We start from the raw sequence: 20173 nt of genomic DNA on the forward strand, positions 1-20173 counted from the left end.
GTGGGCGCAAAAAAAGCAACCCTGCCAAAAAGAGTTGCTTAGCTACTGAACAAGCAATGTCTTGGCAGCTGGCTGGCTGATGAACGACGACGTTCATGTTAGCCCCTGTAGCTTTGCGTCTTCGGCTTCCGCCGAATTTGCCCTTGTATTCAATTGTTTATACTTGTCTTATTTTAGCATATATTACCTCTTGACCTTTTCCATTTTACCATTTCATATGTAATTTTCAATACAATTCATAATTGACAACGCTTTCAATTTTAAAGATTTTGCAAATTATGTCGAATATGATGGAATTTCGTCATACAAAGCAGCAGAGGTAGCACTCATTTTGCACTCAATCAATAGTATTAAAGCACCAATAAGACGTACGAAAACCAACTGCTGGAACAGAACCTATATGCAGGCGCACAATGTGTGGCAATTTACTAAGCGAATAGATACCTTAAAGTTATGAGATTTTCACTTTTTCCTCTATAAAAAAAGCACCCCCGATGGAGTGCTTCTGCTTATTATATCTTTTCACTGTACCAAATATAGGCGTAACGATGATGATCATTTGCAATAAAATCAACAGAGTGAATATCTTTGTCCATTCCAGTACTATGCAACCACTCGTTTACTTTATTGCTTAACGCTTGCATTTTACTATCGTCAAAAACTACTACGCTGTTCTTTACTTTCAAATTGTTCACCTCCCATATACCTTCAGTTTCCAACATAAGTTGGGCGTTGTAAACATAATATTTTGTTTGAATTGAGTTTGATATGAACTTAATTGATTGAGAATATTGAGCTTTTTTCGTGTGTCGGCTGCCGTCATGTTTTATTATTTAGTACCGGTACATTTGATTTACTTCGAGACCATATGACAACTGGTATAAGCAGAAGGGCAAGTCCTCCCCCAGCAAGCGATAACGTCGCATAGCTTGAATGAGCTACAACCATGCCTGACATCACTCCACCCGTGGCCCCAGCAAGCGCAATCAAAACATCAATCGTTCCTTGAGTTTTTGCACGTGTTGTTGGATCAGTTGCATCTACAATGATTGCTGTCCCACTGATTAAGCCAAAATTCCAACCGATTCCGAGCAGCGATAGAGCAATAACCAATACCACCATAGAATCCGGGGGAGCAACTGCGGCTACTATACCTGCAAGTAATAGAACACCCCCCGATGCAACTGACATGGCTGTTCGACCGATTTTATCAACCAGAACTCCTGTAATAAGTGAAGGGAAAAACATGGAGCCTACATGAATACCAATTACTAATCCTACCTCTCCCAAGCTATGACCGTGATGCTTCATGTGGATTGGAGTCATTGTCATTATTGCAACCATAACGATTTGAGTTAAGATCATTACTGTTGCTCCTACAATCAAGCCGCTGGTGGTGCTTTTTTGAACCCCTGTACCCTCATCAACTTTCTGATCCAAAGATTGTTGCGCTTCAAATACAGCCTTTGCAACGACGTATGGATCGGGCCGCAGAAAAATAAAGAAGACCATTCCTGCGAGAGTATAAGCAGCAGCAGCTAGGAGAAACGGACCTCCAAGCGCTGGAACACCAATAGAAGTTGCAAAATTCCCTGTAAAATCCACCATATTAGGGCCTGCAACAGCGCCTATTGTAGTCGAAACCATAGCGATACTAATTGCTTTAGCCCGCTGATTAGACTTAGCTAAGTCTGTTCCCGCGTAACGGGCTTGCAAGTTAGTTGCCGTTCCTGCACCGTAGATAAGTAACGATATGAACAGAAGTACTACACTATTATTTACTGCAGCCAATATTACTCCTAGTGCACCTAGGCCACCTGTGAAGAAGCCTGCAGCCAACCCTAACCTTCGCCCGTAATGTTCTGAAAGTCGACCTACCAAAAAGGCAGCCACTGCTGAGCCAAGGGTAAACAAAGCAGCAGGAACACCTGCAAAACTTTCGGTTCCTAACATTTCTTGAGCGAGAAGAGCACCGACCGTTACGCCAGCGGCAAGACCAGCGCCCCCGAAAATTTGAGATAGTACTACTATGAATAAGGAGCGCTTATACAGCTTCCTTTGCATATCTGTGGAATCCATATATGGCCGAATATGACTGTCAATTAATTGGGATTCATGCGTCATCGCTTAGAACCACCTTTCTAGGTGTAATATGTTCTCCTTGAATCACATATTTGAATGTCCCACATAGCGTTTCCATTCGTGTACGCCTTCTTCCAAACGTGATGCTTTGATTCCCTTACTTTTTAAGATTTCAACTGCTTGAGCGGACATTAGACAATAGGGGCCTCTGCAATAAGCTACTATTTCCTTATCCACTGGTAATGACGCTAGGTGCTTCTCCAGCTCTTCCATTGGTAAAGAGATAGCGCCTGAAATATGGCCCGTAGCATATTCATCTTCTGGTCGGACATCCAATAATAGAACTTCTCCTCTGTCCATTCGCTCGAGCAGTTCTTCTAAAGCTATAGGCTCCATAGTAACGTGGTTTAGCAAGATTTCTGATTTAAGCTTCTGGACCTCCACAAGTTGCTTTTCACTAAGACGATGTAATGACACCAAGAAATCGGCAACAGAAATTTCAGCAATTCCGTATATCACAAAGTTACCTTGTTTTTGGGATCGAACCAATCTTGATTCATGCAACGTTTGTAAATGTTGGGATACATTAGCGACACTCATGCCTGTTATTTTTGCGAGCTGTTCTACAGATTTGGGTCCTTGAGAAAGCATGTCAAGTAACTCCAAGCGTTTAGGACTAGATAAACACTTTCCAATACGGGCAAATTCCAGATACAACTGATCCTTCCATATTCGTTCAATATCCAATATGCTACACCTCAACTATTCAATTGTTTTATTGAATAGTTATAATGTAAGGGTTCCTTCTTGTATTGTCAAGAATTAACTTCGTTGAAATTAATCTGCCCTTTAGTGTAGTAACGGCGCTAGTACCCGTGATATATCTCGGATCAGACCCTGTAGTTCCATCTGCAGCCAACAATCAGCCCATTTAGCACAAATAGCTCCCTATAGTTCCCACAACTTTGCCTATCAATGCCTGAGGGAAGGCTATTCCTCCTAATCACTGGGCCAAGCTGGCTGCACACTCAAGAAAGAGGCAATCAGCTCTAAAAGCAAAAGGAGCTAAGCACATACAGTTGCTTAGCTCCTTTAACATTCAACTAGTCATTCTCCTTCGATCATAAGCAAAAATAATCATAACTACGCCAATCATCGCACAAATCATATACATAAATGAATAAGAAGTAGCATCAGCGATCGGCCCCATGAGAACTCCACCCAGCGACATGCCCAGATCAGCCATCGCAATGAATAGACCTAGGAGCACGTTGCGGCTCATCTGCGGCAGAACAAAACTTAAATAGGTAGTTAACGCCGGGTAAAGAAGCGCTTGAGATATTCCCATAAGCACGGCGCCCGCATAGAAAAAGAAGATCCCTCCTTCAACGGAATAGCTTACGCACTGTGCTGCTGCCGCCAAGATGAGCATGATGCTCATGATAAAGAAAGAGTGCCATCTCCCATCTGACGGGACTTTTTTTCTTAAAGCAAAACGGGCCAAGACCACGACCCCGGCCTGGAGCATAAGATAGATGCCGGCGCTGCCATGTTTCAACTGCGCGGCATACAGCGGTAGGAAGTTCGTAATCGCGCCGAATACAGTTGAAGCTGCCAGCATTAAGACGCTGCATTTGAACAAATACGGATTTTTTAACAACTGACTAAAGGATTGGACTACGCCAAATCTCCGCTCCGTCTGATTTTCAGCAGGCTGCTTCCTCTCTTTTTCCATGCGAATGCTGTAGCCAAATACGCCGGTGCCGACTGCAATGGCAACCAACAGGATGGTGAAATAGCTAATCCCTCCCGCTTGCCAAATGCCGATCGCCAGCAGCGGTCCAAGAATGCCGGGCATGTACGTAAATAAGGAATACAGTGAAATGCCCTGAGAACGATCTTTCTCTGGCAAAGCATCGATAATCCCAATTTGCAAAGCCATTGAAAAAAAAGCCGTCGAACATCCCTGGAGTATGCGAGCAATCAAAAAACCTTCCAAACCGCTGAAGGTATACAGGAGCAGCGCGAGCCCGTTAATCACAAGAATGATACGCAATACTTTGATCGGACCTTGCTGTTTGATGATCTCTCCTGCCCATGGGCGGAATAGCATCGCCGTACACATGTACGCCCCCATGATCAGGCCTATGGCTGTATTGCTGGCTCCCAGCGACTCCCCCCGCAAAGGAATGATGACGTTCAGTATGGCATTGGCGCTGAAAAAGAGAAGAGCAAGCACATATAAACGTACAAAAGGCCAGGACAACGCTCCGGTCAAAATGTCTTCCTCCTACATTAAAACGTGATTTGTCTCTGCAATAAGGTTCTTGCATACGCAGACTGTACATGCTGCAATTGTTCAATGGGAACGATTTCTTCGATTTTCCCATTTCTAAAGATCATCACTCTGTCACAAAGATAGGCGGCAGCCTGCATATCATGCGTGATAAAAATATAGCTCATCCGGTAGATGTCCTTTAAATCTTGGAGCAGCTCGAGCACTTGCGTTTGGACGGATACGTCTAGAGAGCTAATCGCTTCATCCAGTACGATGCACTGGGGTTCCGTTGATATCGCTCTGGCAATACAGACGCGCTGAACCTCCCCACCCGATAACTCATGCGGATATTTCATCCGATAGGACGAGGGCAAGCCAACTTGACGCAAGAGATGGTCCAGTTTGCTGTGATTCTCCGTGATCCCCTTGTTTCGCAGGCTCAGCGGCTCCATAATCGCTTGTTCAACGGTAAAGAACGGATTAATCGACGAGGTATAATCTTGAAAAACCACGCTGATATTGCCTGAGCGGACCGTTCGATCCGCAACGTTCTTCCCCTCCAATAAGATGGATCCGCGATCAGGCTTCTCAATTCCGGCAATCAACCGCCCTAACGTCGATTTGCCGCTTCCGCTTTCGCCAATAATCCCAAGACATTCGCCATAGCCGCATGAAAAAGTAATGTTTTCCAAAATGTGTTGCTTTCTTGTGGAAAAGAATCCATCTTTTCGATACAATTTCTCAACGCTGTCAACGACTAGCAAGCAGTACCCTCTCCTCCATGATTTTTTTAAAATGGGAGCTGAGTGCTAATCGGCTAGCCACCAGATATTGGGTATAAGGGTGCTGCGATTCTGTAAAAATAGCAGGAATCTGGCCGTTCTCAACAATAGCCCCGTCCCTCATGACCAGAACCTCATCCGCAATCTTCTTGACAATTCCGAGATCGTGAGAGACTAGAATCATGGAACAGCCAGTTCTCTCCCGCAGACGAATCAATTGCTCTACAACCTCGAATTGCGAGATGGTATCGAGCGCTGTCGTCGGTTCATCGGCAATGATGATCTCGGGCTCGATGACAAGCGCTAAAGCGATCATCATCCGCTGGAGCATCCCGCCCGATAACTCATGGGGATATTTGTTCATCATCTCCAATGGATTCTTGAGCATGACACTCTTCATCGCATGGATCATTTTTTCTTCGATGTCTTTCTTATTCCAGTTGAAATGCTGAGCCAGCATCTCTCTCGCATGGACACCAACCACACAGGAAGGGTCAAAGGCGCGCATCCCGTTTTGAACAATCATGTAGAGGTGCTTGCCTCTTTTCTTTCTCATCTCCTTCGGCGAGAGCGACATCAGACTTTCGCCCTTAAAACGGACATCGCCGGATTGCAGCATCCAAGGCCGATTCAATCTCATGAGTGCTCGGCAAGTCAGCGATTTCCCGCTTCCGCTTTCACCAACAATAGCCAGACAGCTTCCTTGCTTCAAGGAAAAGGAACTGTCCGATACAAGGACTTCGCTTGTATTCGCATCCCATATTTTCAGATGCTGGGCTTCCAAGATAGGCATGATTTAGATCGTCACCTCTTTGGCCTGCATCTTGTGGGCAGAGGCATGTAATTTGGGATCCAGCGCAATTTGAAGCGCATCAGACAAGAAATTAAAGGCCGAAACGATAATCATGATGGCGAGGCCTGGCGCCAGCATGAGCTGCGGTTTGGAGAACATGACGTTTCTCGCTTCGTTCAGCATCATGCCCCATTCAGCGTGAGGGGCCTGGATACCTAAACCCAGAAACGAGAAGCCTGACATTTGCAAAATCATTGAGCACATCGCACTGCTTGAAATAACAGCAATATCGGAAAGTGCGGCCGGCATCAGATGTCGAAATATAATTTTCATATCGCTAATGCCTGTCACTTGGGCAAACTTCACATAATTCTGTTCCGAATACTGCATAACGGAGGCACGGATCACTCTGGCAAACCATGCCCATTTCATGCAAACAAACGCAATCAGGATATTCGCAAGCCCCGTTCCCAAGATGCCAACAATCGCAAGCGTCATAACATAGCCGGGAAATGAAAGCATCATATCGCAAATCCTCATGATCAACGCATCTGCTTTGCCTTTAAAATAACCGGCAAGGAAGCCCAAGAAGGCTCCGATCCCTACGGATATGAACAAAGCAACGGCAACCCACAGCACGCTGGGGCGAATGCCGTACAGCAATCTCGATAGGATGCATCTCCCCAAGTGGTCGTTCCCTAGCAGATAGCTCCAAGAGAGGCCCACATACCGAAGACTCATATTGACTTCTTCCGGATCATGCGGGGCAACTAACGGCGCGCAGAGACCGGCAAGAGCCGTGCTGGCAATAATGGCCAATGAAACCATGGCAAGCTTATCTTTGGCTAAACGCTTCGAAACCTTCATCACATGTCCTTCCTTAATTTGGGGTTCAACGCCGCATTAATCAGATCGGAAATCGTGTTAAATCCTACAAAGGCCACTCCCAAAATGAGAACGTAGGCTTGAAGAATCGGAAAATCCCGGCCCATAATGGATTTAACGCTCAAACTTCCCAGCCCCGGCCATGCAAAAACATTTTCGATAACGACCGTACCTCCGAGTATCGCAGGTATAGCCATACAAAATATCGAAACAGCCACTTGCAAAGAATTTCTTACAATATGCTTGATAATTTTCCTCTCGGACAGGCCGCAAGCTCTTCCGTAGAGAACGTAGTCTTCGTTTAAGTTGCTTAACATGGCGCTTCTGACATTTCGGAAGTAAATCCCCGCATAGCTGATCGAGATCACCGAAACCGGCAGGATATAGCTTTGATAGGCATGCATACCGCTTGTCGGCAACAAGTCCAGTTTCACGGAAAAATACCAGATCAGAAGCGCTCCGAGCCAATATGGCGGCATGGCGGTCAGGAAAAAAGCAATACCTCTGATCGATTTATCGAGCCACTTTCCTTCTTGCAAGGCACAGACGATACCTAACAGGATCGATAACAGAATAATGGCGATCGAAGAAACGAAAGTGAGTTTCAACGTATTCAAAAAAGCTGGGCCGAGTAAAGACCAAACTGGTTTGCCTGTCGTATAGGAATGTCCGAAATCCAACCGCAGGCAAGCCGTGAGCCAGTGAAAATATCGAATCATGAATGATCTGTCAAGGCCCAACTCGCTCTTGGTTTGCGCAATGAGCTCATCCGTGATTTGGGGGATATCCCGTGCATGCAGGACGGCTTCAGCGGGATCCATCGGTGAAAGATTAAGCAGGATGAACGTTACGAACGATATGATCAGAAGCAGCGGGATGGATAGGAACAGCCTTTTCATCATATACCTTCCCATTCGTGAACTCTCCTTTGTTATTCAAACTTCATTCGCTCAAACGGCAGTTCGAATTGCGTTTGTTTGAATGAAATGCCTTTTACATTCTTGGGTGCTACGACGGTCATTTTGCCATTGGTAAGCGGGATGAATACGGCTTCATCATGCACAATTGTCATAATATCGGCGTACAGCGATTTTCTGATTTTCTCATCCGTCGATAAGGTAACTTCGTTAATTTTTTTGTACAGCTCATCCTCTTTGGCAATCCCTTTGGTCGTATACAAATACGCGGACTCCGAGGTAAATCCGGCTATCGTGCTCTGAGGATCATAAGCCAATCCCCATGTTTGGTTAAACAGCAAATCATAGTCGCCTGTCGATCTTCTTTTCGCGATAGACGTGGAATCCTCACCGACTAGTTCCAGCTGGATACCGACATTTTTCAATGAGCTTTGGATAAATTCAGCCTCTGTTTTTTGCGAAGAGGAATTGCTGTCATAATACACCTTCAACGCCAATTTTTTGCCGTTTTTCGTTCTGGCGCTAGCGCCGCTCTCCAACGTCCAGCCTGATTGTTCCAACATCTTTTTGGCTGCTTCGGGATCATAGCCCCGTTGTTTCAATTCGACATCCGCATAGTTGACGTTGGAGGAGAAAAGCGCATTGGCGGCAGTCTCCGTTCCATTCATAATCGTTTTGCTAATCGTTTCCCGATCAATCGCATACCAGATGGCTTCACGAACGGCGGCTTCGCTTACCGGACTGCTGAATCTGCTGCTGTTGGCGACAATCATTTTCGTATTCATCGGTTCGCTTCTTACCAATTGATACTTGCCGGAAGCAGTTAAACGATTCATCGCTTCGACATCGATGCTGTCTGTGCCTCGATCGTCCGTGAATACAACATTGATTTCTCCTTTTTGCAGAGCCAGGAGTGTCGTTTCACCGGACGGAAGCACCTTGGCCGTAATTTTGTGGATAGCAGGCTCGCCGCCCCAATAGTTTTTATTAGCTTCAAAGGTCGCATATTCATTCGTTTTGTGTTCGGTTAGCACATAAGGACCTGTGCCATGGTAACCACTTACCCCACCTTTCGTGCCCCCATTAACAAAATCTTTGGGAGAAATGAACACATAAGGTCTCGTCATAGATAATTCGATCAAAGCTGGAGAGTAAGGCTCCGATAATACCAGCTTAAAGGTATGCTCATCCAGGGCTTCGCTGTTTACAATTTTCGTCGACAGCTTGATCCAGGCATGTTTGGCGGCATTCGCCTGAATGGCGTCTATGTTTTGTTTCACGGCTGTAGCATTGAAAGGCTCGCCATCGTGAAACTTGATATTTTTCCTTAAGTGAAACGTGTATTCTTTTTGGTCCTTGGAAATGTCCCAGGATTCAGCGAGATAAGGCTTGATGCCGTCCTTCGTATTCTCAACTAAGGATTCAAAGATCATCCCTTGAGCGGGCATAGAACCTGTGTATAAATGAGGATTAATATCGTTTATATCTTTAGCTGTTGCATAGATCAGCTCTGTATTCTTTGGGCTGGGCGATTCCTGAACAGCCGGAACCGACGCAGCCTCCTTCCCGCTGCTGCAGCCTGCGAGTGCCAGCACACACACAATGATCATTTGAACAATGAACATATTTCTTGTTTTCACCGTAATTCCTCCCCTATTTTTCTTGCAGGTTCTTTCCTAGTTCACGGCATATCCGCTGTAAATCCTCTTCAAAACTTTGGACGGTAAACGCGAGCGATAGCTTTCGGTTCTGATTAGCTGCCGCTACTTCAATGATTTTGCGTTCATAGTTACGCAGGAACTTGTCAATGGTTGGACATTTCAAATTGAGCGAGGTAAGAATGCCTTGTATAATCTTGGTGCGATAGTAGTCTTCTTTCGGCATTCGCGGGATGTCCAGCTCCCCTTCTCGGTTGACGAACATTTTTCGGAAGGGAACTGCAGAGAAATCGAAGTATTTGCCCTCCTCGTCCGGTTCGGAGAAAGGATCGATAAGCAGCGATGTGTAGCGGATGTACAATAAATATTCCTGAGTTGTCATGTTAAAATCACTAAAATTTTCTATATCATGACGTGATAAACTTTCCAGTCTGACCGGATAATTGTCATCCGTCATAAACTGAAGTAAGTTCAGCCGTTTGATTTGAAGGGCATTCAACAGGCTCATGATCTCTTTCCACCCGGCCAGCATATCTCGAATTAAATGCTGCGTAATGGGGCCTTCCGGATAAATTTTATACACATATTTCTGAACACCCGAATCTCCGAATATCGCGTCCAATGCGAATTCATTCATAAACAGCGCCGGATGAACATATAAAGAGATATTTCTTGTTTCCGCCTCCATCGGCGTAGCCATTACATCCAGCGCAATGCCTGATTGTTCGAAGAGCTGCTTCAGCACCTCGATATTGGCAGATTGAATCCATGTGGAGCCTGCATAAATTTTTTTCTTGACCGCGGTTGTCAATACGTGCTGATGTGACTTCTCCGGTATCCATCGGGTATCGCCAAGATAGGTGGAGAAACTGATAAGTTCAACTTCTGTATGGAATTGATGCATATAATTGCGCACCAGGCTGTTGGAGCCAAGGGTGGGGGAAACGAGAACGATGCATCTTGCGCGCTTCAAAACTTCGTCGCTCATCTGTTTTAAAACATCGATATACGCATCTGTGGTTACAGCCAAAATTAGCGCATCCCATTCACCGGTAATCGAACCGTAGCCTTTGAAAACGTGATCGATGCGGCACTCACCAGCCATCGCGCGATGCTTTTCATTTTGAATACGGACCTGAACCTGATGATTGCTTTGTTCAAGCGCCGCAAAAAATGGTTCGGAACGCGCAGATTCTCTGCCTGCAATGCCCAATTGGCATGAAAGCTGTTTTTTTAAACATACGGCAAGCTGAATCGTCGTGGGCCCAGTGCCCAACAGCAAAACGCGCTTGAAATCGCTCATAGAAACCTCCTTTTCATCTTGCAAGCGGGTTAAGCTTTGCGGTACAACGCAACATCGAACACTTGGTTAGGGCGCAAGATCGTATCAACCAGCTGCCATTTGTGTTCGTCAACCTCTTGCATCGGGTAATTAAACAGTGACTTCAACCCATTCCCGTAACGCATCGCCACCACGACATCTTCAATCGTCAACGCATGCAATTGATCCAAGAGCTCATATTTATTAGATACGGTTGAACTGAAAATGATATGGGTAGCTTCGCGTGTGAAGATCAGCTCTTCTACGAATTTTTGTTCCAACCGAATGTTGAACTGGCTGCCCAGCTGTTTCACAACAAGTGATCCAAGGGAAACGGCCTCATCATCAATATCGATCCCCACGACTTCGGCCCCTGTTCGCCCCGCAATCAGCAGCGGTGTCATCGGGAACGAACCTGAACCGACCATCAACACTTTGGAATCGGAGGTTACCTTGGAACTCCCAAACTCTTGTTCAATGCACGATTCAATATTCATAAAATAGTCGGTGATCTCCGAGTCTCCCTGCTGCAGCCGGAATGCGCGATATTTCTCCATAATGGCTACGGCAATGGCCGACTTCCTTCTTAAGTCTTCTACTAGCCTAGGGAATTCCTCAAGGTTCTCTTCCCAACGTTCCCACGCTACTTGATTAGCGGGATTTGTTATAAAGGCGGAATATGTATTGATCAACTGCTCTAAGGCTGTACGATGTGTAAGGGTATGATCATAATGTGACACCAGTTGATCGAATTGTTTGGAAAATTCAACCAACGTTGCTTGAAACGTTTCTGCTGCCTGCATTCGTTTTCCCCCTAAGCAGTGCTATCGTTAATATCAATAAAAGCTTTCCCTTGTGCGACAATGCCGACAAGACCTTCAATGCAAAGGTTTGCCGCTTCTTCTTCATTATAATTAGCATGAACTTGTATCATGCCGCCTGGCTGCTTGACTTCCGCAGCGATCTTTTCTTTGTGCTTCCAAGCCAAATAAGCGCCTACAGAAGCCGTGCCTGAACCGCATCCCCGTTCCCAAACCATGCTGTCCAGATGAGGAACATAGATGAGCGGTGCCAGTTCATGGGCGCTCACCTTATACAGTAAAATACCGATTAAGTTAGCTCCCAACGTTAAGCCAAGTAATTTAGCTAGAGATTCCGCTTTGTTCCTGATCGACTCATGAAATTCATCCACTTCAATGACAATATGAATAAAATCGGGGTATCTCACGATAATGACGGCCAAATCGTTGCCCTCGTACGGAATGATACGTTCTTCGATATGTTGGGGAATCGGCATCGCAACGCTGCAGTAAAACCCAGTTGACTTTCTTTGCACCAAACAAGTTAGCAGTTCATCTGTACCTGAGACTTCTAAAACGATGTCAGTCGAATCATTTAGCTCCATGTTTCGTTCAGAGGCAATGAACGCCGCCAAGGCCATGCACGCATTTCCGCAAAACTCGCCACCTGCCATTTGCAAATGAGCTGCAGCATTGCTGTTTACCGGCGCTTCAATAAATCCGACTTGCTCTGCGTGCACATGATCATAGGACATGAGTTTGGTAGCTATGTGTTTGTACTCATCCCTCGTGTGGTTCGACTTGACCAAAATTGTCATGTTTTGGGTAGGACTGCACTTAATGAAATCCACGATCTGTTTCCCCACTTCGCTCCTCCTATGCACGGAAGTTGTTCATTGGTCACACTTCTTGTAAAACTTGGATCACGTCATCTTTGGAAAAATTCTCCCCGATGAAGACCGCTACGTTTTGAACCGCGACTTTGGGCTTGATGCTTAGATTCATGAATTCGAGCTCCCGATAGGCGTACTGAAACAAATGATGCTTGGTGGATTCTCCGTCTGTGGTTTGCACAATGCCTTTGGCGCGATACACTTGCTGTGGAAGAGTGCGAATGACTTCCTCGAACTTATCCAGATCAATTGGCCGGTTAAAATAATGCGTATAGGCCATAACGTGATCATGCGTATGGTGATTGTGCGCCTTGCCGCCTGTGTCGGATTGGCGATGATCGCAAGTCTGGCCATGTTCGCTGCTGCATGTCGCCATGTTTCCCAGCCTAAGGGTTTCTTGAGCAGCCATCCCATTCAACGATGCCAGTATTTGCATGTCCATATGGCAGTAAACCGTGACTTCAATGCCTGCAAACGGGTTCCACTCCCGGAGCAGCTGATCCAGCTCGTCCAGCTCCTCTGCCGATACCTTATCCGCTTTATTCAGAATGACAAGGGAGGCGCAGCGAATTTGTTCCTTCATTAAGGCCAACGTTTTGCTGCGCGAATTCCGGCTCAACTCAAACAGATGCGGTGCATCTACGACGGTAACGATGGACTGGAGTTCCACGGGCATGATCAGAGAAGCATCCGTAACCCCTTCAATAATTTCCATCGGGTTCGCGATCCCGGTAGACTCAATGAAAATCGCATCGGGCTGATGTTCCGTGTATAAGCTTTTTATCGCCATACTGAGATCACCGCGAATGGTGCAGCAGATGCAGCCGCTCAGCATTTCTGTCATTGGAACCTCTTCTCCAATGATCATGCCATCCAGGTTGATTTCTCCAATTTCGTTCATGATGACAACAGGTTTCTTGCCGGATTCCGTGTAATAATCCAATGTCTTCTTTAACAAGGTCGTTTTGCCGCTGCCAAGAAATCCGGAGAAAAGATGAATAGGTACTGATTGCAGCATAGGATGAACCTCCCTGACTTTTATAAGAAAGAATGAACGGCTGCGGCTAATAAGAACGTAGTAACCATCGATGTGATCGCTTGTTTGGCAGCCAGGGATCCAGCAAATGACCACCCCATCTCTTTGCGCAGGGTCCATAATGTAACTAGGCACGCCGTCAACGTTGAGGCTGCGTAGACAAGGACAAAGACAATGCCCGGTTGCAGCGTATGCAGAAATACGCCTTCATCTTGATTCAGAATCAGTAATCCGTCTTTGCGTAAAATGGAAAAAATAATTCCCCCCGCCGCCTCGGCAGGCAATTGGAAGAGATGCAGGACAGGTCCGAGTCCGCGAGAAAGCCACTGCAGGGCTCCGATATATTGGAGCAGCGCCGCTGCCAGACAAATCCCAATGAAAATCGGCATCGCTTGCAGCAAGAATTGTTTAATAACGGCACGGACACGCCAGCCGACAGCCCTTGCTGATGGCTTCTGAAGATACGTCTTCGAGGCCGTGTCAGACGGATGCGACGGAACTGGCCCCCGGCTCCATAGACGCGTATGCCATGCGCCAACGATGAATAATAGTAACAAGTAAGGAGCAAACAGCCACGGATGTCCGGCGGAGCCGAAAATGGACAAGGACGCTCCGATCTGATAGCTGCAGGCGGAGCCGTAAGAGATGAGCGTCACGCAGGATTTGCGCGTGCAAGCGCTGCAGGCACGGCTTTGGAACACGGCGACCACATTACAGCCAAACCCGGACAACACCGGAATGAGGTCTCTCCCATTCAAGCCGATATATCGCAGCCAGCCGTCCAGGGAATCGGCGATCCGGTCCTTAAGCCCGCTTTCCTCGGTGACGGCGACACTGATACCGAGCAGCAGTACGACGGGAAAAGCCCACAAAAAAGAGTAGATCCCGAGCGTAACCAGGCCATAATCGCCTGTAAGCAGGGTTTGAACAATCTCTGGCTGATTCTTGACCAGCGCTTTAAATGGTTCCACCAAGGCAAGATCAGCCAGCGATTGCAACCTTGATGACAGCTCATAGGCCAAGAGCACCGGCAAGGCGAAAAGTGCCAACATGCTTAGAAGCGCCAGGGGCCGCCCCCACCGTCTATGCTCGAACCAGGTTGATTGGGGATGAAGCATCTGCACCTCAGGAGCAAACGCGGCCATCGCTTTGGAACGAATCGGCTTGGCGGCTTCAAGAGTTTGCAGCAACGCCTGTTTGTCAGCTTCCTGGAGGTTGCGCGCATCTATCGTATGGACGGGGATCCCCAATGCGTCGTGATAATAATGGGCAAGCTCTGATAAACCTGCGATTGCTTTATCAGCAAATGTCAAGACAAGCATGAGGCGTTTGCGGGCCACATCCATCGCCTCCAGTAAAGCGGGCAGTTCCATGGCGGCGTGCGTGGCCCGAACGACAAGGACGATCATATCCGCATCCGTCATTTCGCGGAAGGCCAGTCGTGTGGTGTAACTGTCATCCCTGCTCTTGATGCCCGGAATGTCAATCAGTTCGGCATCGCTGGTCAACCTGGCTTTACGCACCATGACCGTCGATCCTCGGAAGTTTGCTTCTTCACCTGTGTCATGGCCCGTCATGCTGCGAAACAGAGCCGATTTCCCAGAGGATTCAAGTCCAGCGAGTACAACTGCTTTGCGCCGGGATGCAGCCTCCGCTAACACTCGCAATCCTCCCCGCAGCAGGATAGATCCTCCAGCAGCATTCCTTGCTTCCGATACAGGTCTAATGCGGAAACGTCCAGGCTCAGACTTTTGGCGATCGTTTCAGCTACAACCGCAAACCGTTGCCGGAATTTATAAATGAAGCAAAACAATAGACTGCCGTGGGAAACGCTGGGACCGACAACGAACAGCCCCGGATATTTCGTCGACTCATCGCGATTAGAGAGGATGACTTCGTCCTGCTCGCCTTTTTCAAATAAATCGTCGATGACTTGAAGGCTCCCTCGAAATCCGGTAGCAAGAATCGGCCTGTTCGGCGTATGTATGTATTTGTCGTTCCCGAAGTCGTCTTCACAATAAATGAGATACCCTCCCCGATCCGAACGTTCAACCCAGTGCACATCATAAGGCGCCACTAGCTCAATCAGCCCATCTTCAATATCCCTAAGCCGATCCTTCGTAAAAGGGGAAAGCTCGACGCTGGGGTCGCTGCTGCCATTCGCTGTCCAGCGGTTGTTGCGATCGATAATCGTTACTTTTTTCCCGAGACGGGCCAAATGAATTGCAGCATCCGCACCGCTTTCATAGCCGCCAATCACGATAAACTCGTCACCTTCTAGTTGCGCCCAATCCGCTATCAGACTGCTATGTATGCCGAACTCGGCTCCCGGGAACCCATCCAACCGGGGATATTGAAATTCACCTGCCGCCCAAATCACATGGCGGCTCATCAGCTTTCCTTGAGATGTCTCAATTTCAAAGCCATCTTGGAGCGGCCTTATGTGCTTGACATCGATCCCCTCCTGCACAGGCAGCTCATTATAATCTGCGACTCTCTGCAAATATTCCGCATATTCTTCCCCTGATGGATGCTCTGTTCCTAAGGAATAGGCCGGGGACGTTTGAAGCGCGATCGCATTCAGATCCAACATACCGTAAGCGTTGCTCGGAAAGGATGGCGTAATCATCTGCATTTCCTTGGGCCAGGCAAGAAAGGAAGCGCCGATCTGCCGTCTTTCCAGAATACGAAAATTCGCAACACCCAAGTCTTTCAGCACGATGCCCACACCGATGCCAGCCGGACCGCCGCCCACGATCACACAATCCAATGTTTCCATTGTATTCACCTCCCATTTTATTTATTAGTAATTTTTACGATTATAAATCACGGCAATCTGTACAATAACCGTACACATCAAATTTATAACTGATCGGCTGGAAGCCCTTGCTTTTAAGCGGAAAACGCATGCGTTCCATTTTCATATCCAAGGAAAACGTCCTCTCACAATCCATACAGATCAGATGATACCTGGGATGCTCTTGGTCCGTGCATATACGGAATCTAACCTCATCTCCAAGAATAAAGGATTCTAGAATCCGCAGCTCGATAAACAGCTTAATATTTTGATACACCGTTGCGTAACTGAGACCAGGAAAGCGTTGTTCCAGGCTGTGATACATATCCACGGCCGTTAATGGCTTATTTGAATGCATAACCAGTTCAATCATCGCTTTACGCTGTCCTGTCAAACGCAAGCGATGCTTGGCTAATTTGCTCAACTGTGAAATCAAGTTCGTCTCGTGATTACCGGGATCGGCTGCATGCGTCTTCATACAATAAAGCTCCTTCTGCTTTATGATTGCCGTTTATGCCCAGGGGGCTCCGTTTTATCTGGTTTCGCGGTGAAGAGTCACCCGTTTGAGACGAGGGCAATATTTCTTGAGCTCCAGGCGCTCAGGGTTGTTTCTCTTGTTTTTCGTCGTTGTGTAATTCCGGTCTCCGGTTTCTGTACAGGCTAATGTAATGACAACTCGCAACGTATTCACCTCCCTTAAGATTTAAATAGTAAATTTTACAATTTGTAATACACACTATAACTTCATTCGCTCTTTGCGTCAACTAAATCGTAAGAATTACTACTATTTAAAGACAAAAAAATCGCTTTATAAAGCGATTTTGGGAAAATGCATTTTTGTTTTTCTGCAGCTTATTTAGTCATTTTCTTTCATTCTATATGGTGATTTTGTAATTAAATTGACAAGTACATAGGCTTGATCGATGGTTTGTTTGACAATTGCAGCAGCAGAATGATCGCTGGCTAACCTAAGACCCTGCCCTGCCCAAAGTGACATATACTCGGGGTTATTCGATTTTGCAGCTGCCTGACGAATGTCTCGCGTCATTGCATTCTGAATTGGGTAGGCAGGAATTGTGCCGGGATACTGATGTAAATCATTCATAAATGCTGTTCGAATGCCTCGTGCGGCTTTCCCCGAGTATGCCCGTGTAATTTCTGTGGTGTCCTCATTTGATGAAAGGATCTTCTGTTTGTACGTTGCATGGGCGCCACTCTCGGGGCATGCGAGAAACGCTGTACCCATCTGTACGGCAGATGCTCCTAAAAAGAGGCTTGCTACAAGCCCCCGCCCATCCATAATACCCCCAGATGCGATAACTGGAATCGACACATGATCAACAATCTGTGGCACCAGAGCCATGGTACCAATCTGATTGTCGGAAATGTTGTTCAAAAATGTGCCGCGGTGCCCTCCTGCTTCACTTCCCTGGGCCACAACTGCATCTACGCCAGCGGCCTCCAAATATTTAGCTTCTTCAACGGTTGTTGCAGTGCCAATTACGACTGTTCCACGCTCCTTCATAGCTTGGATTACTTCATGCGGCGGTATACCGAAGGTAAAACTAAATACCGCCACTTTCTCTTCCAGCAATACTTGTACCTGCTCCTCAAACGACTCCGAAAATTTCGGGAGTAATGGATTTGTGGCAATTCCAAGCTCGATGCGATATTTATTGAGGTAGGCTGACATTTGGTCGATTGCTTCTTCCGATTCTATGGGTTGTTCAGGTACAAACAGGTTGACCCCAAATGGCTGATCAGTCAGTTCTTTAATCTTTTGAATCGTGCTACGGAGTTGTTCCGGTGTTAAGTATCCGGCACCCAGGTTGCCTAGACCCCCAGCGTTTGAAACTGCTGCTACTAACTCGGGAGTTGTAGGGCCACCTGCCATTGGTGCTTGGAAGATCGGATATCGTATTTTGAGAATATGAGTTAATTCAGTCTCAAGCATTTAAAAAAACCTCCTGTTTTCTTGTTAAAATTAATTGTAACTCCCAAGATATATCATGTAAAATGAATCAAAATGATAGTTGCCATTAAAAAAAACGATATCTTACACATGGAAGAACTCATCAATTTAGTTTTTACGCTTAAAGTCATAATAAAACCTCCTATCAGAACAATTAATTCTAATTGCTTCTAATAGAAGGTTATATCTGATTAACTGGTCTTTAAGCAACATTGCTGCAAATAGGACGAGAAGTTTGTTATATTCATTAGCATGTGCTTGTTATCCCCATCCAACTTGCTAAGCAAAATGCCTCCCTCCAATAAGGAAAATGCAAATGAAGCAAGCGCATCCGGATCCAGACTTTCCTTAAACTCCCCAGTTTTAATCCCGTCACGAATAATACTTTTCATCATTTCCAAGAAGGTATTCAGCCCTTGCCTTGCCCGATCACAAAGCTCCGAATGAGTATCGTCACTTTCTACAGCCGTATTCTGCATGGGACATCCGCCAATAAATGGTGGATTGTTGACAACATCTTCGTACACACGAAAAAAAGCAATCAACCGACCTGACGCAGACTGCTCTTGCTCGACTGCTTCAGAAAATTTTCTGCTGACCAAACTGGCGGCGTAATTGTAGGCTTCAAGCGCAATCTCGTCTTTACTGGCAAAATGTCGGTAGATGCCCCCCTTCTTAATCCCGGTATCGGCAATAATATCGTTTAGCGATGTACCGGCATATCCTCTCTGATTAAAGATTTCTGCTGATTTCATAATGATGTGTTCTCTTGTCCGATCTCCTTTTTTCATGGGTTCCTCCGTTGACTTTTTTCTAATTTCACATTATATCAAATTTTACGACTGAAGCCTTGTCAATTACTCAAATCATGATATAATAATGATACCGTTCGGTATCTTTTATTTCAAGATTGCAGGAGGACTATTCCATGAGTGTAAAAGTAGGCATTAACGGCTTTGGAAGGATCGGAAGACTCGCTTTTCGTCGAATTCAAGAGGTTGAGGGCATCGAGGTTGTAGCAATTAATGACCTTACCAATGCGAAAATGTTGGCTCATCTGCTCAAATATGATACTACGCAAGGCGTTTTTCATGGTGACATCAAAGTTCATGACGGAATCTTCACTGTTAACGGTAAAGAAATTAAGGTGTTGGCTAACCGTAACCCTGAAGAAATCCCTTGGGGCGAGCTTGGCGTAGACATCGTGCTCGAATGTACAGGGTTCTTCACCACCAAAGAAAAAGCGGAGCTTCACCTAAAGGGCGGAGCCAAGAAAGTCGTCATTTCCGCCCCGGCAACAGGCGACATGAAAACAATCGTATACAACGTAAATCATGAAACTCTGGACGGATCGGAAACCGTCATTTCAGGCGCTTCTTGTACAACGAACTGTCTGGCTCCCATGGCTAAAACTCTACACGACAAGTTTGGTATTCAATCCGGGTTAATGACGACCATTCACGCCTATACAGGCAACCAGAACACACTTGACGCTCCGAATCCAAAAGACGATTTCCGTGCAGCACGAGCCGCCGCAGAGAACATTGTTCCTTATTCCACCGGCGCTGCTAAAGCTATTGGCCTCGTTCTTCCCGAACTGAAAGGTAAGCTTGATGGCGCCTCTCAACGTGTACCTGTACCAACAGGTTCCGTAACTGAGCTTGTTTCCGTATTGAATACTAAGGTAACAGCTGAGGAAATCAACGCCGCTATGAAAGAAGCATCTGATCCAGAAACTTACGGATACACAGAAGACGAGATCGTCTCTTCCGATGTTAAAGGTATGACATTCGGTTCCCTTTTTGATGCCACTCAAACTAAAGTTTTGACGGTTGGGGACCAGCAACTGGTGAAAACCGTAGCCTGGTACGATAATGAAATGTCTTACACAGCTCAATTGGTTCGAACATTGGTATACTTCGCAAAAATCGCCAAGTAATCTGATTATCCAAACCAAAA

At 46.3% G+C, this 20173-nt stretch carries 20 protein-coding genes and 1 riboswitch; of the genes, 1 reads left to right on the forward strand and 19 read right to left on the reverse strand.

Translation table 11 applies throughout. The annotated features are described in order from the left end of the window. Positions 1–60: 60 nt before the first annotated feature. A riboswitch (cyclic di-GMP riboswitch) is annotated at positions 61–152 on the reverse strand. 360 nt (positions 153–512) lie between these two features. The 19 genes from GC097_RS11450 to GC097_RS11545 all read right to left on the reverse strand — a co-directional run bounded on the left by GC097_RS11450 (position 513) and on the right by GC097_RS11545 (position 19005). Further along, a complete protein-coding gene (locus GC097_RS11450) occupies positions 513–686 on the reverse strand; it encodes a hypothetical protein (RefSeq protein ID WP_171683441.1) in 174 nt (57 codons plus the stop codon). Between the two features lie 133 nt (positions 687–819). Then, positions 820–2079, reverse strand: a complete 1260-nt coding sequence (locus GC097_RS11455) for an MFS transporter (protein ID WP_376768384.1) — start codon at positions 2077–2079, stop codon at positions 820–822. An 87-nt stretch (positions 2080–2166) separates the two neighbouring features. Beyond that, entirely contained in the window at positions 2167–2823 is a 657-nt protein-coding gene (locus GC097_RS11460; protein WP_171683759.1) for an ArsR/SmtB family transcription factor, read from the reverse strand. Between the two features lie 358 nt (positions 2824–3181). Then, entirely contained in the window at positions 3182–4360 is a 1179-nt protein-coding gene (gene cntE, locus GC097_RS11465) for a staphylopine family metallophore export MFS transporter CntE (RefSeq protein WP_171683443.1), read from the reverse strand. Positions 4361–4377: 17 nt separating this feature from the next. Continuing rightward, positions 4378–5124: an ABC transporter ATP-binding protein gene (locus GC097_RS11470; RefSeq protein WP_171683444.1), complete on the reverse strand. Its 747-nt coding sequence runs from the start codon at positions 5122–5124 to the stop codon at positions 4378–4380. Then, positions 5111–5935, reverse strand: coding sequence for a staphylopine uptake ABC transporter ATP-binding protein CntD (gene cntD, locus GC097_RS11475; protein WP_171683445.1), 825 nt, complete (start codon positions 5933–5935; stop codon positions 5111–5113). Before cntD ends, GC097_RS11470 begins: the two co-directional genes overlap by 14 nt. Before the next feature lie 3 nt (positions 5936–5938). Continuing rightward, positions 5939–6802 carry a staphylopine uptake ABC transporter permease subunit CntC gene (cntC, locus tag GC097_RS11480; RefSeq protein WP_171683446.1) on the reverse strand — a complete coding sequence of 288 codons (864 nt, stop codon included), beginning with the start codon at positions 6800–6802 and terminating at the stop codon, positions 5939–5941. Then, positions 6802–7734: a nickel/cobalt ABC transporter permease gene (opp1B, locus tag GC097_RS11485; RefSeq protein WP_171683447.1), complete on the reverse strand. Its 933-nt coding sequence runs from the start codon at positions 7732–7734 to the stop codon at positions 6802–6804. Before opp1B ends, cntC begins: the two co-directional genes overlap by 1 nt. A gap of 17 nt (positions 7735–7751) precedes the next feature. After that, entirely contained in the window at positions 7752–9362 is a 1611-nt protein-coding gene (gene cntA / locus GC097_RS11490) for a staphylopine-dependent metal ABC transporter substrate-binding lipoprotein (protein WP_246294181.1), read from the reverse strand. A 28-nt stretch (positions 9363–9390) separates the two neighbouring features. Next, positions 9391–10698 carry an opine metallophore biosynthesis dehydrogenase gene (locus tag GC097_RS11495; protein WP_171683448.1) on the reverse strand — a complete coding sequence of 436 codons (1308 nt, stop codon included), beginning with the start codon at positions 10696–10698 and terminating at the stop codon, positions 9391–9393. A 29-nt stretch (positions 10699–10727) separates the two neighbouring features. Continuing rightward, on the reverse strand, positions 10728–11519 hold the full coding sequence (locus GC097_RS11500; RefSeq protein WP_171683449.1) for a class I SAM-dependent methyltransferase: 792 nt from the start codon (positions 11517–11519) through the stop codon (positions 10728–10730). An 11-nt stretch (positions 11520–11530) separates the two neighbouring features. Further along, positions 11531–12382, reverse strand: a complete 852-nt coding sequence (locus tag GC097_RS11505; protein ID WP_512699047.1) for a histidine racemase CntK family protein — start codon at positions 12380–12382, stop codon at positions 11531–11533. A 34-nt stretch (positions 12383–12416) separates the two neighbouring features. Then, positions 12417–13427, reverse strand: coding sequence for a CobW family GTP-binding protein (locus GC097_RS11510; protein WP_171683450.1), 1011 nt, complete (start codon positions 13425–13427; stop codon positions 12417–12419). Between the two features lie 20 nt (positions 13428–13447). Then, positions 13448–15106 (reverse strand): nucleoside recognition domain-containing protein, encoded by a 1659-nt coding sequence (locus GC097_RS34200; protein ID WP_312875650.1) that lies wholly within the window; start codon positions 15104–15106, stop codon positions 13448–13450. Next, a complete protein-coding gene (locus tag GC097_RS11525; protein ID WP_171683451.1) occupies positions 15100–16224 on the reverse strand; it encodes an NAD(P)/FAD-dependent oxidoreductase in 1125 nt (374 codons plus the stop codon). Before GC097_RS11525 ends, GC097_RS34200 begins: the two co-directional genes overlap by 7 nt. Before the next feature lie 40 nt (positions 16225–16264). After that, entirely contained in the window at positions 16265–16720 is a 456-nt protein-coding gene (locus tag GC097_RS11530) for a Fur family transcriptional regulator (protein WP_171683452.1), read from the reverse strand. Between the two features lie 54 nt (positions 16721–16774). Beyond that, complete coding sequence (gene rpmG, locus GC097_RS11535) at positions 16775–16924, reverse strand: 50S ribosomal protein L33 (protein WP_171683453.1); 150 nt, start codon at positions 16922–16924, stop codon at positions 16775–16777. A gap of 174 nt (positions 16925–17098) precedes the next feature. Continuing rightward, positions 17099–18196: an NAD(P)H-dependent flavin oxidoreductase gene (locus GC097_RS11540; RefSeq protein WP_171683454.1), complete on the reverse strand. Its 1098-nt coding sequence runs from the start codon at positions 18194–18196 to the stop codon at positions 17099–17101. Between the two features lie 209 nt (positions 18197–18405). After that, positions 18406–19005 carry a TetR/AcrR family transcriptional regulator gene (locus tag GC097_RS11545; RefSeq protein WP_171683455.1) on the reverse strand — a complete coding sequence of 200 codons (600 nt, stop codon included), beginning with the start codon at positions 19003–19005 and terminating at the stop codon, positions 18406–18408. A gap of 137 nt (positions 19006–19142) precedes the next feature. Here GC097_RS11545 and gap point away from each other — a divergent pair, with 137 nt between their 5' ends. Then, complete coding sequence (gene gap / locus GC097_RS11550) at positions 19143–20153, forward strand: type I glyceraldehyde-3-phosphate dehydrogenase (RefSeq protein WP_171683456.1); 1011 nt, start codon at positions 19143–19145, stop codon at positions 20151–20153. Positions 20154–20173 lie beyond the last annotated feature (20 nt).

The organism is Paenibacillus planticolens (assembly GCF_013141725.1).
Lineage (GTDB): Bacteria > Bacillota > Bacilli > Paenibacillales > NBRC-103111 > Paenibacillus_E > Paenibacillus_E planticolens.

What these genes read in the sequence shown, in the direction of transcription:
- cntD (WP_171683445.1), bottom strand. Translation starts at nt 5,935, where the DNA reads ATGCCTATCTTGGAAGCCCAGCATCTGAAAATATGGGATGCGAATACA.
- GC097_RS11510 (WP_171683450.1), bottom strand. Translation starts at nt 13,427, where the DNA reads ATGCTGCAATCAGTACCTATTCATCTTTTCTCCGGATTTCTTGGCAGC.
- cntC (WP_171683446.1), bottom strand. Translation starts at nt 6,802, where the DNA reads ATGAAGGTTTCGAAGCGTTTAGCCAAAGATAAGCTTGCCATGGTTTCA.
- GC097_RS11540 (WP_171683454.1), bottom strand. Translation starts at nt 18,196, where the DNA reads ATGCTTGAGACTGAATTAACTCATATTCTCAAAATACGATATCCGATC.
- GC097_RS11495 (WP_171683448.1), bottom strand. Translation starts at nt 10,698, where the DNA reads ATGAGCGATTTCAAGCGCGTTTTGCTGTTGGGCACTGGGCCCACGACG.
- gap (WP_171683456.1), top strand. Translation starts at nt 19,143, where the DNA reads ATGAGTGTAAAAGTAGGCATTAACGGCTTTGGAAGGATCGGAAGACTC.
- GC097_RS11455 (WP_376768384.1), bottom strand. Translation starts at nt 2,079, where the DNA reads ATGGATTCCACAGATATGCAAAGGAAGCTGTATAAGCGCTCCTTATTC.
- GC097_RS11530 (WP_171683452.1), bottom strand. Translation starts at nt 16,720, where the DNA reads ATGAAGACGCATGCAGCCGATCCCGGTAATCACGAGACGAACTTGATT.
- GC097_RS11500 (WP_171683449.1), bottom strand. Translation starts at nt 11,519, where the DNA reads ATGCAGGCAGCAGAAACGTTTCAAGCAACGTTGGTTGAATTTTCCAAA.
- opp1B (WP_171683447.1), bottom strand. Translation starts at nt 7,734, where the DNA reads ATGGGAAGGTATATGATGAAAAGGCTGTTCCTATCCATCCCGCTGCTT.
- cntA (WP_246294181.1), bottom strand. Translation starts at nt 9,362, where the DNA reads ATGTTCATTGTTCAAATGATCATTGTGTGTGTGCTGGCACTCGCAGGC.
- GC097_RS11525 (WP_171683451.1), bottom strand. Translation starts at nt 16,224, where the DNA reads ATGGAAACATTGGATTGTGTGATCGTGGGCGGCGGTCCGGCTGGCATC.
- GC097_RS11545 (WP_171683455.1), bottom strand. Translation starts at nt 19,005, where the DNA reads ATGAAAAAAGGAGATCGGACAAGAGAACACATCATTATGAAATCAGCA.